Source organism: Gemmata algarum (genome assembly GCF_034097035.1).
Lineage (GTDB): Bacteria > Planctomycetota > Planctomycetia > Gemmatales > Gemmataceae > Gemmata > Gemmata algarum.
Genome location: NZ_JAXBLV010000024.1, coordinates 43,490 through 60,069 on the forward strand (window position 1 = coordinate 43,490; position 16,580 = coordinate 60,069).

Sequence of the window (16,580 nt, forward strand, 5' to 3'; positions counted from 1 at the left end):
TGGCGCGACCTGACAGTATTCGGCCGCGGGGCGGCCGGCACTTCACATTTCGCGGGTAATATCGATTATCCGATCGGGCGCCCGCGGCGCGCGTTCTTGGCCACCTTCGCTCGCGTCGCGCGGCAGATCGCGCCCCACCAGGTTTTCCAGCCCCGGCCGCCGGCCCCGGCGCCGAGGTACGCGCGCAGGAACCGCAGGCACTCGGTGCGCGTGACGTGCCGCACGGCCAGGAAGCTCGCGTTCAGTCGCGCGAGTTCTTTGGCGCACCGGGCGAAGGGCACCGCCCCCGTGCCGGCCCGCACGCCCACGAGGTCGATCAGAACGGGCGTCGCGGTCGCCGGGTCGCGGGCGGCCCCGGCGAGCATGATGTTGGGCGCCTTGAGGTCGCGGTGCGAGACGCCCCGGTCGTGCATCGCACGCACCACGCGGGCCAGTTTGTCCATCCACGCGCGGAGGACGGGCGCCTCGCGACACGCTTTCACCGCTTCCGGTAGTCCGACGGCATCGGGAACCTTCGCCGTGAGCAGATAGCCCTCGGCGGGAAGAAACCCGGCGCGGTACCGGTGAAACACCGCCAGCGGGCGCGGGGTCGGCAGGTGCCGCTCGCACAGCCCGTGCCCCAGCAGCCACGACCGCCGCACGCCTGACGCGCGGAACAGGTTTTTGAGCGCGCCGAACGTGTCCCGCGTGTTGACCCGCTTCAGAATGACGGCCCGTGTCCCGTCGGGCGTCGGAAGCTCGAGTTCCGCGACGGTCGAGCCGGCGCACTCTTTGAGCAACCGGGCGCCCGGCCGGGTGAACGCGGCGTCGGGGTCGGCGAGCAGCGTGCGGAGGAACTCGTCGGGCAGGTCGCGCACCGCGAGGCCGCGAACGTGACCCGCTCGCACCTTGCGGACGGTCCGGTGGGTGCCCTTGTACCGAGCGGTGCGGGCCACCCAGAACCGCCGGTTCGAGGCGAGCGTGGCCCGCTCCAAGTGTTTCGGGCCTTCGGGGCACACCAGCCCCGCGCGGGCCGTGCGGTAACTGAGCCAGAACCGCAACCGGTCCGCGCGGCTGGCGCGGAGCTGGAACCAGCGGTTGAACAGGACGAGGTTCTCGCGGCTCGCGGCCCAGGGAAGGGGAGGGCCGAACCGGATCGCGTGGACGTCGAGAAGGGCGAAGCGGAAGCCGTTCCGCACTGTTCCTCTCTCGGCGCGAGAACGGTCCTCTCCCTCCCACGCGACGAGCAGGTTCCCGGGGTGCGGGTCCGGGTGGGCGACGCCGTTCTCGTGGAGCTTCGCCAGGAACGTCCCGAGGTCGCGCGCGAGCACCTGCCGCTGGGACGCGGTGAGCGGGTGCGCTTCGAGGAAATCGGGAAGCGGCACCGCGGGGGCCAGATCGCGCGTGACGAGGTAGCTCTGCCCGGGCCACCGGGAGTCGGACGTGCCCCAGGCGAGGGGGGCCGCGGCCCCGATGCCCAGCGCGCGGAGCCGTGCGGCGTTCTCGAACTCCAGTTGCGCTTTCGGGAGCCGGAGCACCTCGCGCGCCCACGCCCGCGGGCCGTTGATCCGGCAGTGCTTCACGTAGATCGTGCCCGACGCCAGATCGACGCGGTAGACCGTCCGGTGCGGGCCGTGCTTCACCACCGCCGCCGAGCCGCCGGCAAGCCATTCGTCGAGCGCGGGGCCGGCCGCCCCGAACAGTGCCACGCCCTCGGGGGACAGGCGCCAGACGCGGCCGTTCGCGCGCACGCTTGAACCCGCCGCCGGGGCGACGAGCGAACCGCACTTGCGCAGAACGTCCGCGAGCATGGTTACTCCTAACCGGCCTTTCGTGTCGATGCGAGCCGTTCGAGCGCCTCGATCCACTGCCACGCCCCGGCCGCGACGCTGTACCGCGCCTGGACCTCGCGCCGGCCCGTTTCGCCCAACTGCTTCCGAAGCGCGGCGGCGCCGGCCAGCGCGCGCACGGCCCCGACCCACTCGTCGGTGGTGCTCGCGCAGAAGCCCGTTTCGTTGTCCCGCACGAAGTCGGCCTGCACGCCGACTGGGTTCGCCACCACCGGGAGCCCGGCGGCCTGGTACTGGAGCACCTTCAGCGCGCACTTGCCGCGGCTCCACGGGTCGTCGGGGACCCAGCCGATGCCGATGTCCGCGGCGGCGATCTCTTCCGCCTCGCGCGGCTCCGACCACACGCACCGCTCGACCGGCAGCGCCGGGAACTCCGTGAACCGGTCGCAGATGAGCTTGAGCCGCACGCCAGGGACGGCGCGCCCGATCGCGCTGAGGGTGGGGGCGAACCGCTCCAGGCCCTTCAGCGTGCTCGACGACCCGACCCACACGAGCCTGACGGCCCCGGTCGCGCGGTGCTCTGCGACCGGGTACCGGTCCACGTTAACGCACGTCGGGATCACGGTGACGCGATCGGCCGGGACGTACTTCTGTGCTTCTTCGGCGAGGAAGCGGTTGCCGGCGACGACGAGGTCACAGGCTTCCACGGTGGCGCGGAACCGGGCGGTCCGCTTGGGGTCGTTGAAGCCCTTCGCGGAGTACGAGTCGCGGAGGTAGACGGCGTCGTCGAAGTCGAACAGGAGCCGCCGGACCCGGTGGCGCAGGAGGGTGATGGTCCAGTGCGGGAGCAGCTTGCGCTGGAGAATGACGGCGTCGTATGAGGTGAGGTCGCGGCCCAGCGCGAGGCGCCCGGCCAGCGAATGTGGCAGCGCGCGGAATTCGAGGGAGTGGCCGACATCGGCCAGCGCGCGCTGGAACGCGGTGAGCCGGTACCGACAGCACACGTGTGACTCGGACTCCACCAGCGCAACCAGCCGCACCGCGACCCTCCTTGGCCGGGGTAAAAAAACTCACCACAAAGGCACCGCGATCGACACAACGGAGCACAGAGAAGACAGAGGCAACGGCAAGAGGGCGTTTTGATTGTTTTCTCTATATCTTTGCTTTCTCTGCGTTTCTTGGTGTTGATCTCGGTGCCTTTGTGGTGAACGCCTTTATCGTTTCCGCCGCGACGCCAGCGCCCGATCGATGTCGCGTTTCGCGTCGGCGGTCTTCATCGACTGCCGCTTGTCGTGGGCCTGCTTGCCCTTCGCCACCGCGATCTCCACCTTCGCCTTGCCGTCCCGGAAGTACATCTGAAGGGGCACGAGTGTGAGGCCCTTGTCGTCCGCTTTGGCCGCGAACTTCGTGATCTCCCGGCGGTGGAGCAGCAACTTCCGCGTGCGCTTCGGCTTGTGGTTCAGACGGTTCCCGTACAGGTACTCCGGGATCTCCGCGCCGATGAGCCACAACTCGTCGCCGTCGATGCGGGCGTAAGCGTCCTCGAGGTTCGCGTGCCCGTCGCGGAGGCTCTTCACCTCGGTGCCGACGAGTACGATGCCGCATTCGAGCCGGTCCGAGATTTCGTACTCGTGGAGCGCGCGCCGGTTCCGGCAAATGTTGACCGTGCCGTCCGCCGCCTCCTTCTTGTCTTTCTTGCCCGACTTCGCCATGATGTCCGTCTCAATGCGGTATCGCCCGGGGCATTCTACCGTTGCGCACCCACAGTTCGTAGGCCGATTTCCGTGACCCGGTTCGTCGTCCTCACCCACGATTGGCCCGAGCCGCACTTCGACCTGCTCGTTGAAGAGGCCGGCCGGCTCCGGGCGTGGCGGTTGTTGTGCGAACCGCAGGCCGGGTGCGACGTTCCGGCCGAGCCGAATTTCCCGCACCGGCTCGTGTATCTCGAATACGAGGGGCCGCTTTCAGGCGGTCGCGGGAGCGTATCGCGATGGGACGTGGGGACTTGCGTCTGGGAGGCGGACGAGCCACACCGCGTCCAGCTCTCGATTCGGGGAACCCGGTTGAGCGGCCGGGCCGTGATCGCTCGGCGCGGGGACACGTGGTTCTTTCGGCTCACGGGAGCTGGGCAACCGGGTTGACCCCGGCCGGCACCGCCGGTGCCGTCTCGAGGAACGACCGCCCCGCGATCGCCAGTTTGCCGTCTTTGACTTCGAGCGTGAGAATCTGGGACGTGGGCCGCGGTTGCTTCGCGAAGAACTTGAACACTCCCACCGGGTTGCTCTTGTTGCGGTACCACGTCACGCTCATGCTCGACTCACGGGCCACGTCGCCGATGCGGTCGAGGATGGACTGTGAGCCGAACGGTATCGCGCCGGCCTTTAGGTCGCACACCTCAACGGCCGCAACGTTCACCTGATCCGCCACCAGCCAGATTTTCGCTTCCAGCCAGATGACCCCGCTCCAGAACCCCTCGCGGTAACGCACGCCGATTTTGAGGCGGTCACCGTCAATAGCGATTCGCGGGGAGTGGAAGCCCTTCGGGAGCAACTCGCACAACCCGTCCTTCGCCCCCATGTTCTCGGCGAAGAAACAGTTCAGCTCCTCCGCGGTGAACGTGTCGCCCCAGGTCTCTTTCGCCCGAATATCGTTCTGAAGGTCGAGGACGCGGGTGAGGAGCTTCGCGGCCTTTTCGTGCGAGTCGTAATCGATCGGGCGGCTCGCGGCGGCGGTGTAGAAGGCCGGGTCGCGCTTTGCGGCGAAAAGGAGGGCGCTGGTCGCCAGGGCCGCGAACGCGGCCAGCATTGCCAGCGCCAGGAACATCGGCCGACGACGCCTCATGACTGATCCCTCCGGGCAGCGGGATACACGGGACGCGGAAACTGGTCAACTCCGACCGTCGGGCGCGGTTGCGCCGCGCCCGGCCGGTTGTGCGGGGGCGTAAAGGAAAATGGGAACTTGGCAAACGCCGATGTCCTGCGTTACGTTGGGGATGTGACAGTCAATTCGTGCTTTAGTATGAAGGGGCCGAGCATGACGCGCTTCCGGTACTGCCGCGAGCTTGGTGCGGGGGTGGTGGCTCTCGGGATGCTCACCCCTCCTGCCGCAGCCCAACCGACTCCGCCACCGGGGCCGCTCGAATCCAAACTCGCCGAGCAGAAAGCGAAAGCGAACGAGCAGAACGCTGAGCGCAACCTTGCCGAAGCGTTCAAGATCGCGGATTCCCAGTTGCGGCTCGGACAGCGGTCAAAGGCCACTGAGACGTTGAAGAAGGCCAAACAAGACATCCCGTCGGTCGGAATCACAGAGGCGACCCGAACCTATCTCACGAACCGGGTCGATGCCAAACTCGACGAGCTTGAAGGCCGGCGTTCGGCGGTAGCGAATCCCGCAACGGGCGTTAAACTCGATCCGAAGAGCCCCGAAGTCATTGCAGCCCAAAAGGCCGCTTTGGAGAAGGCCGCGCTCGAGTACAAGGACGTGGTCGAGGGGCTGAAGTCGATTCAGCGGGCCAACGATTCCAAGGATACGACCGTCGCCAGCGCCGAAATCGCGCGGCTCACGAAACTGTACCCGACCAACCCGTCCGTGCAGGCGCTGGGGTACACCGGGAGCATCGCCACCCGGCTCGAAGAGGCCATCGCGATTCAGGTGCAGATGCGTGCCCGGTGGGTCAAGAGCCAGCAGGATCTGACCCGGTCCGCGATGCCGGCGATCATGGACGTGGAGTACCCCTCGAACTGGAGGGAGATCTCGGCGCGCCGCCTGAAGCCGGTCGAGATGACCGCCAAAGAGAAGAAGATCCTCGAGGCGCTGGACAAGCCGGTCAGCGTGAACTTCCGCGAGCGGCCCTTCGAGGAAGCGCTGCAAGACCTGTCGAACATGCTCGACCAACCGCTGCTGCTCGACAAACAGTCCCTGCAAGACCTGGAAACGGACCTCAAGAAAGGGGCAACCCTCGAAGCCAAGGGGCTCGCGGGCCGCACCGTGCTGCGGTCGATACTCGCGGCTCAGGGGCTCACGTTCGTGGTGAAGGACGAGACGATTCAGATCGTCACCGTCGAACGCGCCCGCAACCTGCTGACCACGCGCGTGTACTACATCGGCGACCTGACCCTGGGTAAGGGGCCGTTCAGCGGTCCGGAGTGGGGGCCGGCGTTGAACGCGGACCAAGCGGCCCTGAACGCGCTGAACATCACCTCCATGATTACGAAGTCGATCGACCCGTTGTCGTGGCGCGATAATGGCAGCGGCCCGGGGACAGTAACGTACCATGCTCCGAGCGCCGCGATCATCGTGCGGGCGTCGGCGGAGGTCCATTTCTCATTGAGTCGCACGTTTGGCCCCGGGCGGTGATCGACCGTGCCCGCAGGGCTGCGGGCCATTAACGCCAGCGGCGGCCCGATGGGTGTTCTCACCCGTCGGGCCGCTAAAGTTTGAGCCGCGCGTCGTCGTTCTGGCCGTTGAGTGTGGTCCGCTCACTCCGTGAGCGGTCGCTGCGGGTATCGGATGAGCATTGCGGGCGGGTGGGGCCTGTCATTGCACGCCACACGTACCCGACACCCGGAGCGACCGCTCACGGAGTGAGCGGACCACACTCACCACGGCACGGGCGCCGTCGCTACCGCGTACCAACTCGAAACGACTTGACTTGGTATGATGCCCCAACGTGTTCGGGGCTCCCGCCCGGTCGCTCCGGCTACGCACACTTGAAACGACTGGTGCTGTTGAGCCAGACGCACATTCCCTGGGAGCGCCCCGTTTTCACCCTGTGGCCTGAACCGACCGGACCCGACATCAGCCGTGACGCGCCTAACGCGACTTCGATTCGTTGATCCGAGTCACCGCCGCGGCTGCGGCGTCTGATAGTACCGTTCCGGGTGCGTCGGCCGCCCACCGCTTGAGCAACTCGACCGCCGCGGGTGTTCCGGCCAGTTCCATCGCCACCACCGCCCGGCGACGGCGCCAGCTTTCGGGTGAGGTCGCCGCCTCGGTCCAACTCCGGATCAGGGCGTCCAGTCGGGTCCGGACCTCGGGCGATTCCGCGCCCGCGCGGGCGGTTCGGGCGAGGGCCAGCGCGGGCGGGCCGAATCGCGTCAGTTCCGCCTCGGCGGCCTCTCGGGTTTTGAAGTCTTCATCGGCCAACTGCCCCACGAGTTTCTGGAACCGCTTGGGGTCGGGCTTTCGGGGCGAGGGGAGCTTCTCGCCGAACACCGCCGGCGCCTTCGGGTCCGCCGCCGCGAGCCACACCGCCCGGAACGCCCCCTCCGGTTCGCCGAGCAAGTCGTCCCACAATTGGGCCGTTGTTCGGGGTGCCCCCGGAGCGGGTGCCGGGCGCACGTCCCAGACGTAACCGGTCAGATCCATAGAAGACGACAGAACGGTGCGGCCGTCCGGTGCAAAATCGACCGAGTACGCCCGGCTGGTGTGCCCCTCGAACCGGCGGAGCAGGGTGCCGGTGGCCACGTCCCAGATCGCCACGGTCCGGTCGCCCGCGGTCGCCAGCCAGATGCCCCCGGGGCCGAACGACGCGCCCCAGGCGACGTGCCCGTGCGTGTGCGCCTGCCACTCCTTCTGAACCGCGCCGGTAGCCGGGTTGCATAGGTAGACGATACCTTGGTGGCCAACCGTCGCCAGAACGCGACCGTCCGGCGAAACGACGATGTCGTCTACCACATCCGGCGAGGGCGCCGATACGCGCGATTTGCCGGTCGCCGCGTTCAGGAGGTGGAGCTGGCGGTCCCAACCTCCTACGGCGAGCGTTTGACCGTCGCCGTGGAACGCCACGGCCCCGTGTTTCGCCTCGGCCCAGAGACGCTTGCCGGTTGTCGTGTCGAACGCGACGGTTCCGAGCGATTGGCACGAACTGATTAACGTGCGCCCGTTCGGCGCAAACTTCAGGCCCGAGAACCAGACCGGTTGCTCCTTTGGGGCCGGGGCGAGTTCGATTTCTCGGGCGAGGCGACCGCTCTCAAGCTCCCAGATTCGGATCTTGGCGTCCCCGTGGGCCGCTGCGACGCTCTTCCCGTCCGGCCCGAACGCCAACCGGCTGGCCGCCGGACCCGTTGACTGAAGGGTTCGGACCAACTGCCCGGTCGCCGCGTCGAGCAGTTCCACACGGCCGCTGTCGTCTGCGGCGGCGATCCATTTTCCGTTGTGTGAGCGGTCTAATCTTAGATGTCCCGAATACCCGCCCGGATCACGGAGCGGTTGACCCGTCGCCAGATCGCAACGACCGATCCGGTGGTCCCAGCTCGTTGAGACCAGTGTTCGTCCCTCGTCGCTGAAGGCAAGGCCGGTTATCCAGCCCGTGTGCTGCCGGATGGGCGTGAGCGGTTTCCCGGCGCCGATATCGAACCGGTCGACGCTACCCCGTTTCGTGCCCACCAGAAGCGTCTTGCGGTCCGGGGTGATAACCAGGACGGTGATCGTGGTGTCTTCTTTATTCTTGCCGGCCACGGTGACGTTGTTGAGCACTTGACCGGTTGCCACGTCCCATACGCGGATATGACCTTTTGAACTGTCCGCTGCGGCCAGCGTCGTGCCCGCAGGGTCGAGCCCGATCGTCTCGGGCGGGGCTGTGTGCTCGAACTGGCGTACTTGTTTACCGTCCGCGTCGTAGGCCGTGATCGTGTTATTCGAGACTTCGTACAGGCGGAGCCCGTTCGGCGACGGCGACGCCACCTCCGCGGCGAACTCCAACGATCGAATTTCTTTTCCCGTGGATGGATCGATCAGGACAGTGCATTTTTGACGCACTGCGACCAGATGGGCCGAGCCGGTCGGGAACCACAGCCGGGTGTAGCCGTAGTCGAAGGCCTGGTTCGGGCCGCGGGGCGCGGGCGGCGGTTTGAAGGTGACGAGCTGTTTGCCGCTGGTCGGGTCGAACCCGGCAATCGAGCCGGTCGCCGCAACCGCTATTGCGCCACCGCCAGGGGCGTGGAGGGCATAGAGCGTCTTGCCGTCGGGTGCAAAGGCGACCAGCGAGCCGTTCGACTGGAACCCGTTTGGCACCCCGGAATCGCCGATCCAGAGGGTTCGGCGGCCGGTCGCGAGGTCGAAAAGGGTTGTGCCGGATTCGGACGTGGTAACAACGGTCTTTCCATCGGGTGACAGGGTGGCGTTGTTGGTGCCCCCGCCGTCCCGGTAGCGTAACGTGCCGATTCGCAGCCGCGCGCCGGCCGGCAGTGCGTCTCCGTGGGCGTCCGCGCTGGCCGTCGGGTTGGCACCCGGTTCGCGGTCTTTCGGTGCCGGGACGCCCGGCGTGGGTGGGTCCGCCGACACGCTGGCCCCAAGGGCCAGTGCGGCAGCCACGACGGCCGCGACCGCACACGCGCCGGCGCCGACCTTCGCGACCGGCCCGCTCGCGATCGGTCCTCGCGCGAGCGCGGCGACGGCGGTACGTGGGGGGCCGGCTACTGCCGCCAGGATTGCTTCGCACATCTGTGAGGCGATCGCGCCGGCCGGGTGCGCGGTTGCGACGGCGAGAATCGCGCCGCTCAGCGCCAGCCCGCGCCGGGTGAGGGCGGCGCGAAGTCGCGCGCGGCCGCGCTCGAGCCGAGTTTTGACGGTCGCAGTTGGGACACCAAGCCGGACCGCGATCTCGTCGCGGGTCAACTCCTCCAGGTGGTACAGCACGAGCGGCTCACGATACCGCGGCGGGAGCCGTTCCAGCTCTTCGTCCAGCGCCAGCAGGAATTCCCGGGCGCTGAGTTGGTCGAGCGCCGGGACCGCCTCCGGGACGGCCGAGCGGCGCTCCCGGCGGGTCCGCCGCTCGGCCGCCCTCCGGGCGTCCCTCGCGACTCGGCGGGCGGTGACGAAGAGCCAGTCCGCGACCGACTCGTGCCACCGCTCGGCCGCCCGCCGGGCCAGAACCAGGAACGTCGCCTGGCAGGCGTCTTCGGCGTCCTGCGCGGTCGGCAGCGCGCGCCGGCAAACCCGGAACACCATGCCCGCGTGCCGGCGGACCAACGCGGCGAAGGCGTCCTGAGTCCCTTCGGTCGCGAACCGGTGGAGGAGTTGCCGGTCCGTGTCGACTGCCCGCGGTATGAGAATGAGCCGGTTCGCAATGTGTGGCATTGCTGCGCCTCCCGCTTTCGGATCTTGCGTCCGTGACACCCTTGTACCCGAGTTATGGCCGCCGCGGAACGAGTGGCCTCACCGGGCCGGAGAAATGACAAAACGGTAATGCGAAGTGGAACTGTAACGGGAGGATCGGAGAGCCGTTAGCTTGGGCCGAAGCCTCCGAGTGGGTGGCGTTCGATTCGCTGCGGTATTGATGCGCGATCTATTTGCTGGTGTCTGCTTTGGTTTTGTCTTTGTGGCACAGACATTCCTGTCTGTGCGGCCTTCTCGCGCCGCACAGACAGGAATGTCTGTGCCACAAGAAGAAAACACCACCCGGACCGTGAACGAGGTTGAAAGAGATGGGCGCCAATTAGAGTGCTTCACGCGCCTGTCGGTCGACACCTGACGAGTCCAAGAGCGGTACTCACCGCGCCCAGACCGATACCACTTTCGAGCGGGCGATTCGAGACTATTGGACCCGGCACTGGGTGCGCAACGCGCCCGCTCGCGCGACCGGCACGGAACTCATACCCGGCTGAACGCCGGCTTTTTCTCTTCCGACTGTTCTTTTTCCTTCACAGCGGTTTCACTGGTCTCTTCTGTCTTCGGCGCCGGTACTTCCGGCTTTCGGAGCCGTTCCACGAACGCGGCCATGCGGTTCAGCCCCTCGCGCAACCGGCCGTCGTCCGTCGCGAAGCTCACGCGAACGTGACCGACTCCGCTCGGCCCGAACGCGACTCCGGGGCCGACCTGCACGCGCTCCTCGCGCAGCAGGCGCTCGGCGAAGGCGCGCCCGTCGAGGTTCAACCCGGTCACCGGGACCCACGTAAAGTAGCCGCCGCTCGGCGCTTCCGGTTCGAGCCCCATCGCCCGGAGCCGGTCGAGCGTGTACTGCCGCTTGGACCGAAACCGCTGCGCGGCTTCCGGTGCCATCGGTTCTGTAAGGAGCTTTGCGGCGGCCTGCTGGCACACGGGCGGTACGTAAGGCGCGCTGAGGTTCGCGGTGAGCTGGCAGGCGCGGACGAGGTGCCGCGGCCCGGCGAGCCAGCCCACCCGCATCCCGGCCTGTCCGAACTCTTGCGACACCGACCCGGCGGTGATCGTGACCCGGTCCGCACCGGGCATGGCGGCGAACGTGCGGGTCCGCTCGCCCCGGAACGCCGCGAACGACTCGTCCAGGTACACGAGGATGCCGTACCCGCCGGCGATCCAGGCGATGTGTTCGAGGTCTTCGTTCGCGAGGCTGGCGCCGGTCGGGTTGTTCGGGTCGCTGAGGACCAGCATCTTGGCGCCGCGCATCGCCCGCTCGAAGTCGCGTGCGATGTACCGGAGCCGGCCGTCCTCGACCCACGTCGGCACCCGGCTCACGTTCGCGTGCCGCGACCGCACGCCCAGGTTGAACAGCGACGAGCACGGGTCGAACAGCACCACCCGGTCGCCGGGGTTCACGAACGCATCAAGCGCCGCGGCCAGTGCGCTTGTTGCGCCGTGGGTGGCGAGAATATCGGTTGCCGGGTTTACGGTCCGCCCGGCCTGTTTGTAGCGGTCCGCGATAGCCTTACTCAGTTCGGGAAGCGTGACGGGAACGCGCCCGGGGGCACAGAGGGCGTCAGTGCGGCCGACGCTGACCGCACCGCGGGCCGCGGGCGCGTCGGGGGTGGGCTGGTTCAGATCGAGAACATCGAAGTTCGGCGCCGCGGGCACGAACGCCGGGTCGAGTAGTTCCTCCACCGGCGCGGCGAGGACACGGTCGGAGTAGTATTTGAGGTACGCGGCGCCGCCGTCGGTGAGGCGCCGGGCGCGCGGGGTGAACCGGGCGAGCCGGGTGCGGACGAGTAGCTTCGTGAGCCAGAAGGGAATCGCCACGCTGTTGCCTCCGTGCAGGGCGCGTTTTGCGGATTGTCGCAGAACGAACTGCGCCGTGTAAAGCCCGACTGAGCGGCGCAACGCTCTGTCATTCGGGTGCCACGGCTTCCAAGAGCTTGCGAACAGTTCCGCTCGCGAGTGTTGTGATCGCCGCAGCTTCGATTTGTCGCACACGCTCTCTTGTTAAATCGTATCGACTTGCGATCGCTTGAAGTGTTTCCGGTGGCAGGCCACCGAGGCCGAATCTTCTCCGCAGGATGTCTGCTTGGCGCTCGGTAATCTCCTGAAAAGCGATACGCAGCCTCGCGCCGCATGACCTGTCGGTCTCGGCGTTGCTGACGGCGTGAACGGGGTCCGGGCTTCGCGGGTCCGGAAGTGACTCTAGGTCTGGCGCATTCGGATCGGAAAAGTAGATAATCTGAGTTAGGCGCCGGTACTCAGTTGGGTGAAGCGATCGACCGTTGCGACAATGAGCCGGAAGACGGATCAAACGGTCTGTAAATGAGCGAGAGCGACCTACTGCTTGGCGAATCCACTGAAAAGCGTAAGTGGCAAGGGCTGTTCCGTGTGCTGGTTCAAACAGTTCAATTGCACGATCTAGCCCAAGTATGGCTTCGCCGAAAAGGTCTTCTTCTGTCATTGATAGGCAACGCTGCGGCCAGTTTCCTTCGCGCACCCAATGCAAACACAACCGCCAGTGGCCGAGAATGATTGCGTTCCGGAGATAGTGGTAGCGGTCCGCTTCCGCGGCCGAGCCGAACTGACGTTCACGTCGAGCCTTGCGCCCGTCGGATACTTCAACAACGGAGCCGAGAGTGGCGATTTCGGCGAGGAAGAGATTGGTCACTTCGGCCGGAAGTTGCGGGTGCCGCGCGAGGTCGCGTAAAAAAAGTTGCTTACATTCCAGCAATGGTTCATCTGGAAGCGGTTCGTCTCGTTCGTCCGGTTCGAGTTCCGTACCGCTCGTCCGCAAACGCTCAGCCAAACCGGGCGGAGCACTCAGCCGTCCACCAAACCAAGTTGTGGGTATAAGGCAAATGTGTGCGGTGGCGCCAAAGACCAGAATTGTAACGGGTTCGAATGGCTTCGCGATCACCGCGGAGCGGACCGCGGGGCGCAACGCCAAATTCGGTCCGACTTGAGCGGAAGGAAGGAGATTGGCGCTGGGCGCTGCCCCAGCTAAGGCGACAGGCATCGGTCCTGTGCGGACGGATACCGGGGTGAAACGGGCGAATAACTGGGCGACAGACCACACGGCTACACCGCCTTTGCGCGAGTTTCGTCCTGATGCACGTCCTGAATCGCGGTGAATACGCGCTGAAACGGTTCAAGAGGCGCGAGGATGGCAGCGAGTGGCGACATGACCGGCATGGCGAGGTCGAGATCCTCCGTGTGTTCGCGCGATGCACAGAGATAATGAGCCGGAGAAGAGGGCAACAGTCGGTGTTCCAGTTCGGGTTTGGGACTAACTAGGACTGTCGGTGCACCCGTGACAGCGCGGATGCCAAGGAGTTGCGAAACTCTCGCGAGTACAAGGTCAGGACGTGGATTCAGGCACTCGATAAGCGGTTTGCCGAACACGTGGCAGAATAAGTGGGCGGTCAGCCGCCTGCCCCAAAGGATCTTTTGGAGGGCGGTCGGTCGTACCGGGCTGGAGCAGCGGAACTCGATCGGATCAGTAAAGCGGTCCGTGACGAGGATTCCTGCTCGGTAATGGTCGGAATCGAATTTACAGATGTCGATGAAGGCGAGGCGATTCACGGTCGTCACATGACACGCATGGTGTGGTTGAGGATGTGGGATAGTGTAACGACCCTGGTCAATGGCCTCAAGCGCCGAGACATCTGGTTAATAGAGCGGTGCCGGCATCGCGCCGCGCAGTCACAGCAAAGAGGCGTACCGACATTGAGTCTCAACGCTTGGAACGCGCACAAATCCGGCGACATGACACGTGAGTTGGGGCGTTTCTGTCTGCAGCAGATTCGCTGATCGTTCCCAGCTTGCGTGACGCTGTAACGGCTGCCAAGGTGTCACGCCGATTCTGCCCGACGGGTGCGGCGACTGGCCATTCGCTACCAATCGACTGGTCGGGAGCTGGCGGTTCGCTGGGGGCGGCTACCACGCGAATCGCGTCCCAAACGCCCAATTTTGAAGCCGAATCACGGGAATTGCGTGCGGTGACATCAGAAGGGTAGGGGCGTTTTCGAGTCCGTTGCGACCGGCGGCAGTTTGAAAACGGTGTTAAGAACTCGCCGCTGTCGCGTGCCCCGCTACCATCGGCTCAGTCGCTCACCCGCTACCACGAGGCCGTCCATGTTCACTGCCACCATTGCGACCCTGTGCATGATGACTCACGCGCCCGACGCAACGCCGAAAGTCGAAATCGTCGCCCACCGCGGCGCGTCCTACGACGCGCCCGAAAACACCGTGGCCGCCCTCCGGCTGGCGTGGGACCAGAAGGCGGACGGGTCCGAGTTCGACATCTACCTGACGAAGGACGGAAAGCTTGCCGTCATTCACGACAAGGACACCAAGCGCACCGCTGGGGTGAGCAAGTCGGTCGCGGACAGCACCTTCGACGAATTGCACGCCCTCGACGTGGGCTCGTGGAAGGGGGCCAAGTTCAAGGGCGAGCCGCTGCCGTCGCTCGGCGACATGCTGGCCGTTGTGCCGGACGGCAAGCGGGTGTTCGTCGAGGTGAAGTGCGGCCCCGAGGCGGTGCCCGAACTGGTTCGCGCGCTGACGGCGTCGAAGCTGCTGCCCGAGCAGACCCCGGTGATCGCGTTCGACGCCGCGGTCGTCGCGGCACTGAAGAAGGCCCGGCCCGAGGTTCCGGCGTACTGGCTCGTCAGCCTAGCGCCGAGGAAGGGGGCGAAAGCGCCGACCGCCGCCGAGGTGATCGCCAAGGCGAAGGAGATCAAGGCGGACGGGGTGGACCTGTCCGCCTCCGCGGCTCTGGACGAGGCGTTCGCGAAGGCGGTGCGTGAGGCGGGGCTGAAGCTGTACGTGTGGACGGTGAACGACGTTGAAGTGGCGAAGCGGATGGTGCGGCTCGGGGTCGATGGGATCACCACCGACCGGCCGGGCTGGCTCCGCGAGCAACTCGCGAAGTGAGCCCGGCCCGCGGTCAAGCAGCGGCGCGACCGCTCAGCGGCTCAGTGTGGCGGTCACCGGGAAGTGGTCCGACGGCGTGCGGCCGGCCTTCTCGGTGCGGTCGATCTCGGCACCGATGACGGTCCAGTCCCGGGACACGCCGATCCAGTCGATCCGGTCGCCCTTGACCGGACCGGCTTTGAAGTCGGTGAACGTGCCTTCGTTCGGCTCGCGCTTCGGGTGCGCGGCGCGGAAGCTGTCCACCACCGGCGACTCATTCTTGTCGCGCGCGGCGAACAGTGCCCGGTACGGCTCGCTGTCCTCGCCGGAGTTGAAGTCGCCGGTCACGACCACCGAGCAACCGGCCCCGAGCGCTCCGATCCGGTCGCGGATCAGCTTGGCCCCTTCGATCCGGGCCTTCTTTCCGATGTGGTCGAAGTGCGTGTTCACGAACAGAACGGGTTTGGCGTCCGGCTTCGCAAGGTCCTTCAGCTTTACCCACGTCGCCATGCGCGGGAGCGAACTGTCCCAGCTCTTGCTGCCCGCCACGTTCGGGGTTTCGCTGAGCCAGAAGTGCCCGCCGTCGGTCTTCTCGAACCGCGCTTTGCGCCAGTACAGAGCCGTCGTCTCGCCCTTCTCCTTGCCGTCTTCCCGGCCGACCCCGAGGCCCTCGTACCCGGTCAGCTTTTGGCTCAGGAAGTCGCGCTGGAAGATGAGGGTTTCCTGGGTGCCGAGCAGGTCCGGGCCGAACGCCTTGACCGTGTCCGCGAGGAACTCCTTCCGCTTGTCCCAGTGGTTCTCGCCGTCCTTGGCGGTCCCGTAGCGGATGTTGAAGCTCATGACCCGCACTTCGCCTTTCGGGGGCTGTGCGTTGACTGCCGGGGCCAGACCGATGGCGGCGAGCAAGAGGTAAAGGAAGCGGGGCATCACTGGTTCCTGGCGGTGAGAGGTTCCCGTCCCTCGTAGCGTATGGGAAGCGGCCGGGGCGCCTCGTGTTCGGCGTGTGCGTGGAGGAGTGAATGGACGCGGACGAACGAGCGCTCCTCGACGCGATCATCGCCGAACCGGACGAAGACACGCCGCGCCTCGTGTACGCCGACTGGCTGGACGAGCACGGCGGGCACGAGCGGGCGGAACTGATCCGCGCACAAATTGGTTTGCTTCGCTCGAAAGATGACGGTGCCGCGATTCAGCAGCGGAACGCTTGGCAGGCTTGCGTTCGCGTTTTGCTCCGGGCGCATTCTGAGCGGTGGCGCAAAGAACTGCCGAAGGTACCGCGAGCCAGGTGGGGACCCTTCGAGCGCGGGATGGTCGAGTCGGTTACTCTGGCCATTAACTCCTGGTATTCGGATGCGGACCAGGTTTTCATGAGCCTGTTCGGGCACGCGCCTTTACGCACGCTTCGCGCCGATTTCTCTGGGTTTTCACCGCCGACGCCGGGAACTTGTGCCGGTCTGCTCGGCTGGAAGGGGCTAAGGCGATTCGCCGAACTGCGATTGGCCGTCCAATTCCATCCGTTCAACTTACGGTCTGGGGAAGATCCGATTAGCGTGTTTCTCGCGCCCCTGTGGACCCATGCCTGGGCCGACCGACCGCAGGTGATCGATCTGCGTGAGTGCGATTTGCGCGATGACGCCGTTCAGCCGCTGATGGCCGGTCCGCTCCATCGCCTCCCCGCGCTTGTGTTCGCCCAGAGGTCGTTCGGTGAGTCGGTGCGGGCGGTGCTGACCGCACGGCTCAAACACGGAGTGCGGTTTGTGTGACCGCTGGTGGTGGCGCGCAACC

The 16,580-nt window shown here is 66.3% G+C and carries 13 protein-coding genes; 4 read left to right on the forward strand and 9 right to left on the reverse strand.

Going from position 1 to position 16,580, the window contains the following annotated elements; genetic code table 11:
- Window positions 1–65: 65 nt before the first annotated feature.
- From R5W23_RS04085 to smpB, 3 genes are all read right to left on the reverse strand, one after another.
- A complete protein-coding gene (locus tag R5W23_RS04085; RefSeq protein WP_320685228.1) occupies window positions 66–1,790 on the reverse strand; it encodes a lipopolysaccharide kinase InaA family protein in 1,725 nt (574 codons plus the stop codon).
- Window positions 1,791–1,798: 8 nt separating this feature from the next.
- Window positions 1,799–2,809, reverse strand: coding sequence for a glycosyltransferase family 4 protein (locus tag R5W23_RS04090; RefSeq protein ID WP_320685229.1), 1,011 nt, complete (start codon window positions 2,807–2,809; stop codon window positions 1,799–1,801).
- Window positions 2,810–2,983: 174 nt separating this feature from the next.
- Window positions 2,984–3,481 carry an SsrA-binding protein SmpB gene (gene smpB / locus R5W23_RS04095; RefSeq protein ID WP_261185469.1) on the reverse strand — a complete coding sequence of 166 codons (498 nt, stop codon included), beginning with the start codon at window positions 3,479–3,481 and terminating at the stop codon, window positions 2,984–2,986.
- 72 nt (window positions 3,482–3,553) lie between these two features.
- Between smpB and R5W23_RS04100 the strand changes: the two genes are divergently transcribed.
- Window positions 3,554–3,910 (forward strand): hypothetical protein, encoded by a 357-nt coding sequence (locus tag R5W23_RS04100; RefSeq protein ID WP_320685230.1) that lies wholly within the window; start codon window positions 3,554–3,556, stop codon window positions 3,908–3,910.
- Here the strand turns inward: R5W23_RS04100 and R5W23_RS04105 are convergent.
- A complete protein-coding gene (locus R5W23_RS04105) occupies window positions 3,885–4,610 on the reverse strand; it encodes a hypothetical protein (protein ID WP_320685231.1) in 726 nt (241 codons plus the stop codon). The two genes, R5W23_RS04100 and R5W23_RS04105, sit on opposite strands and share 26 nt — an antisense overlap.
- Window positions 4,611–4,802: 192 nt before the next feature.
- On the opposite strand from R5W23_RS04105, the gene R5W23_RS04110 reads away from it, so the two are divergent.
- The gene (locus R5W23_RS04110; RefSeq protein WP_320685232.1) at window positions 4,803–6,125 is read left to right on the forward strand and encodes a hypothetical protein; all 1,323 of its coding nucleotides are present in this window, start codon (window positions 4,803–4,805) and stop codon (window positions 6,123–6,125) included.
- A gap of 456 nt (window positions 6,126–6,581) precedes the next feature.
- Here the strand turns inward: R5W23_RS04110 and R5W23_RS04115 are convergent, their stop codons facing one another.
- The 4 genes from R5W23_RS04115 to R5W23_RS04130 all read right to left on the reverse strand — a co-directional run bounded on the left by R5W23_RS04115 (window position 6,582) and on the right by R5W23_RS04130 (window position 13,463).
- Window positions 6,582–9,848, reverse strand: coding sequence for a sigma-70 family RNA polymerase sigma factor (locus R5W23_RS04115; RefSeq protein WP_320685233.1), 3,267 nt, complete (start codon window positions 9,846–9,848; stop codon window positions 6,582–6,584).
- A 513-nt stretch (window positions 9,849–10,361) separates the two neighbouring features.
- Window positions 10,362–11,702 (reverse strand): pyridoxal phosphate-dependent aminotransferase, encoded by a 1,341-nt coding sequence (locus R5W23_RS04120; RefSeq protein ID WP_320685234.1) that lies wholly within the window; start codon window positions 11,700–11,702, stop codon window positions 10,362–10,364.
- 88 nt (window positions 11,703–11,790) lie between these two features.
- Window positions 11,791–12,822, reverse strand: a complete 1,032-nt coding sequence (locus tag R5W23_RS04125; protein ID WP_320685235.1) for a sigma-70 family RNA polymerase sigma factor — start codon at window positions 12,820–12,822, stop codon at window positions 11,791–11,793.
- Window positions 12,823–12,959: 137 nt separating this feature from the next.
- Window positions 12,960–13,463, reverse strand: coding sequence for a hypothetical protein (locus R5W23_RS04130; protein ID WP_320685236.1), 504 nt, complete (start codon window positions 13,461–13,463; stop codon window positions 12,960–12,962).
- A gap of 552 nt (window positions 13,464–14,015) precedes the next feature.
- Between R5W23_RS04130 and R5W23_RS04135 the strand changes: the two genes are divergently transcribed.
- On the forward strand, window positions 14,016–14,816 hold the full coding sequence (locus R5W23_RS04135; RefSeq protein ID WP_320685237.1) for a glycerophosphodiester phosphodiesterase: 801 nt from the start codon (window positions 14,016–14,018) through the stop codon (window positions 14,814–14,816).
- 33 nt (window positions 14,817–14,849) lie between these two features.
- Here R5W23_RS04135 and R5W23_RS04140 read toward each other — a convergent pair whose 3' ends face one another.
- Window positions 14,850–15,722, reverse strand: coding sequence for an endonuclease/exonuclease/phosphatase family protein (locus R5W23_RS04140; RefSeq protein WP_320685238.1), 873 nt, complete (start codon window positions 15,720–15,722; stop codon window positions 14,850–14,852).
- Between the two features lie 92 nt (window positions 15,723–15,814).
- Here R5W23_RS04140 and R5W23_RS04145 point away from each other — a divergent pair, with 92 nt between their 5' ends.
- Window positions 15,815–16,558 carry a TIGR02996 domain-containing protein gene (locus tag R5W23_RS04145; RefSeq protein WP_320685239.1) on the forward strand — a complete coding sequence of 248 codons (744 nt, stop codon included), beginning with the start codon at window positions 15,815–15,817 and terminating at the stop codon, window positions 16,556–16,558.
- Window positions 16,559–16,580: the final 22 nt, after the last annotated feature.

Coding starts and splice junctions, on each gene's coding strand:
- smpB (WP_261185469.1), bottom strand. CDS start 3,481: ATGGCGAAGTCGGGCAAGAAAGACAAGAAGGAGGCGGCGGACGGCACG.
- R5W23_RS04140 (WP_320685238.1), bottom strand. CDS start 15,722: ATGCCCCGCTTCCTTTACCTCTTGCTCGCCGCCATCGGTCTGGCCCCG.
- R5W23_RS04145 (WP_320685239.1), top strand. CDS start 15,815: ATGGACGCGGACGAACGAGCGCTCCTCGACGCGATCATCGCCGAACCG.
- R5W23_RS04110 (WP_320685232.1), top strand. CDS start 4,803: ATGACGCGCTTCCGGTACTGCCGCGAGCTTGGTGCGGGGGTGGTGGCT.
- R5W23_RS04135 (WP_320685237.1), top strand. CDS start 14,016: ATGTTCACTGCCACCATTGCGACCCTGTGCATGATGACTCACGCGCCC.
- R5W23_RS04105 (WP_320685231.1), bottom strand. CDS start 4,610: ATGAGGCGTCGTCGGCCGATGTTCCTGGCGCTGGCAATGCTGGCCGCG.
- R5W23_RS04115 (WP_320685233.1), bottom strand. CDS start 9,848: ATGCCACACATTGCGAACCGGCTCATTCTCATACCGCGGGCAGTCGAC.
- R5W23_RS04085 (WP_320685228.1), bottom strand. CDS start 1,790: ATGCTCGCGGACGTTCTGCGCAAGTGCGGTTCGCTCGTCGCCCCGGCG.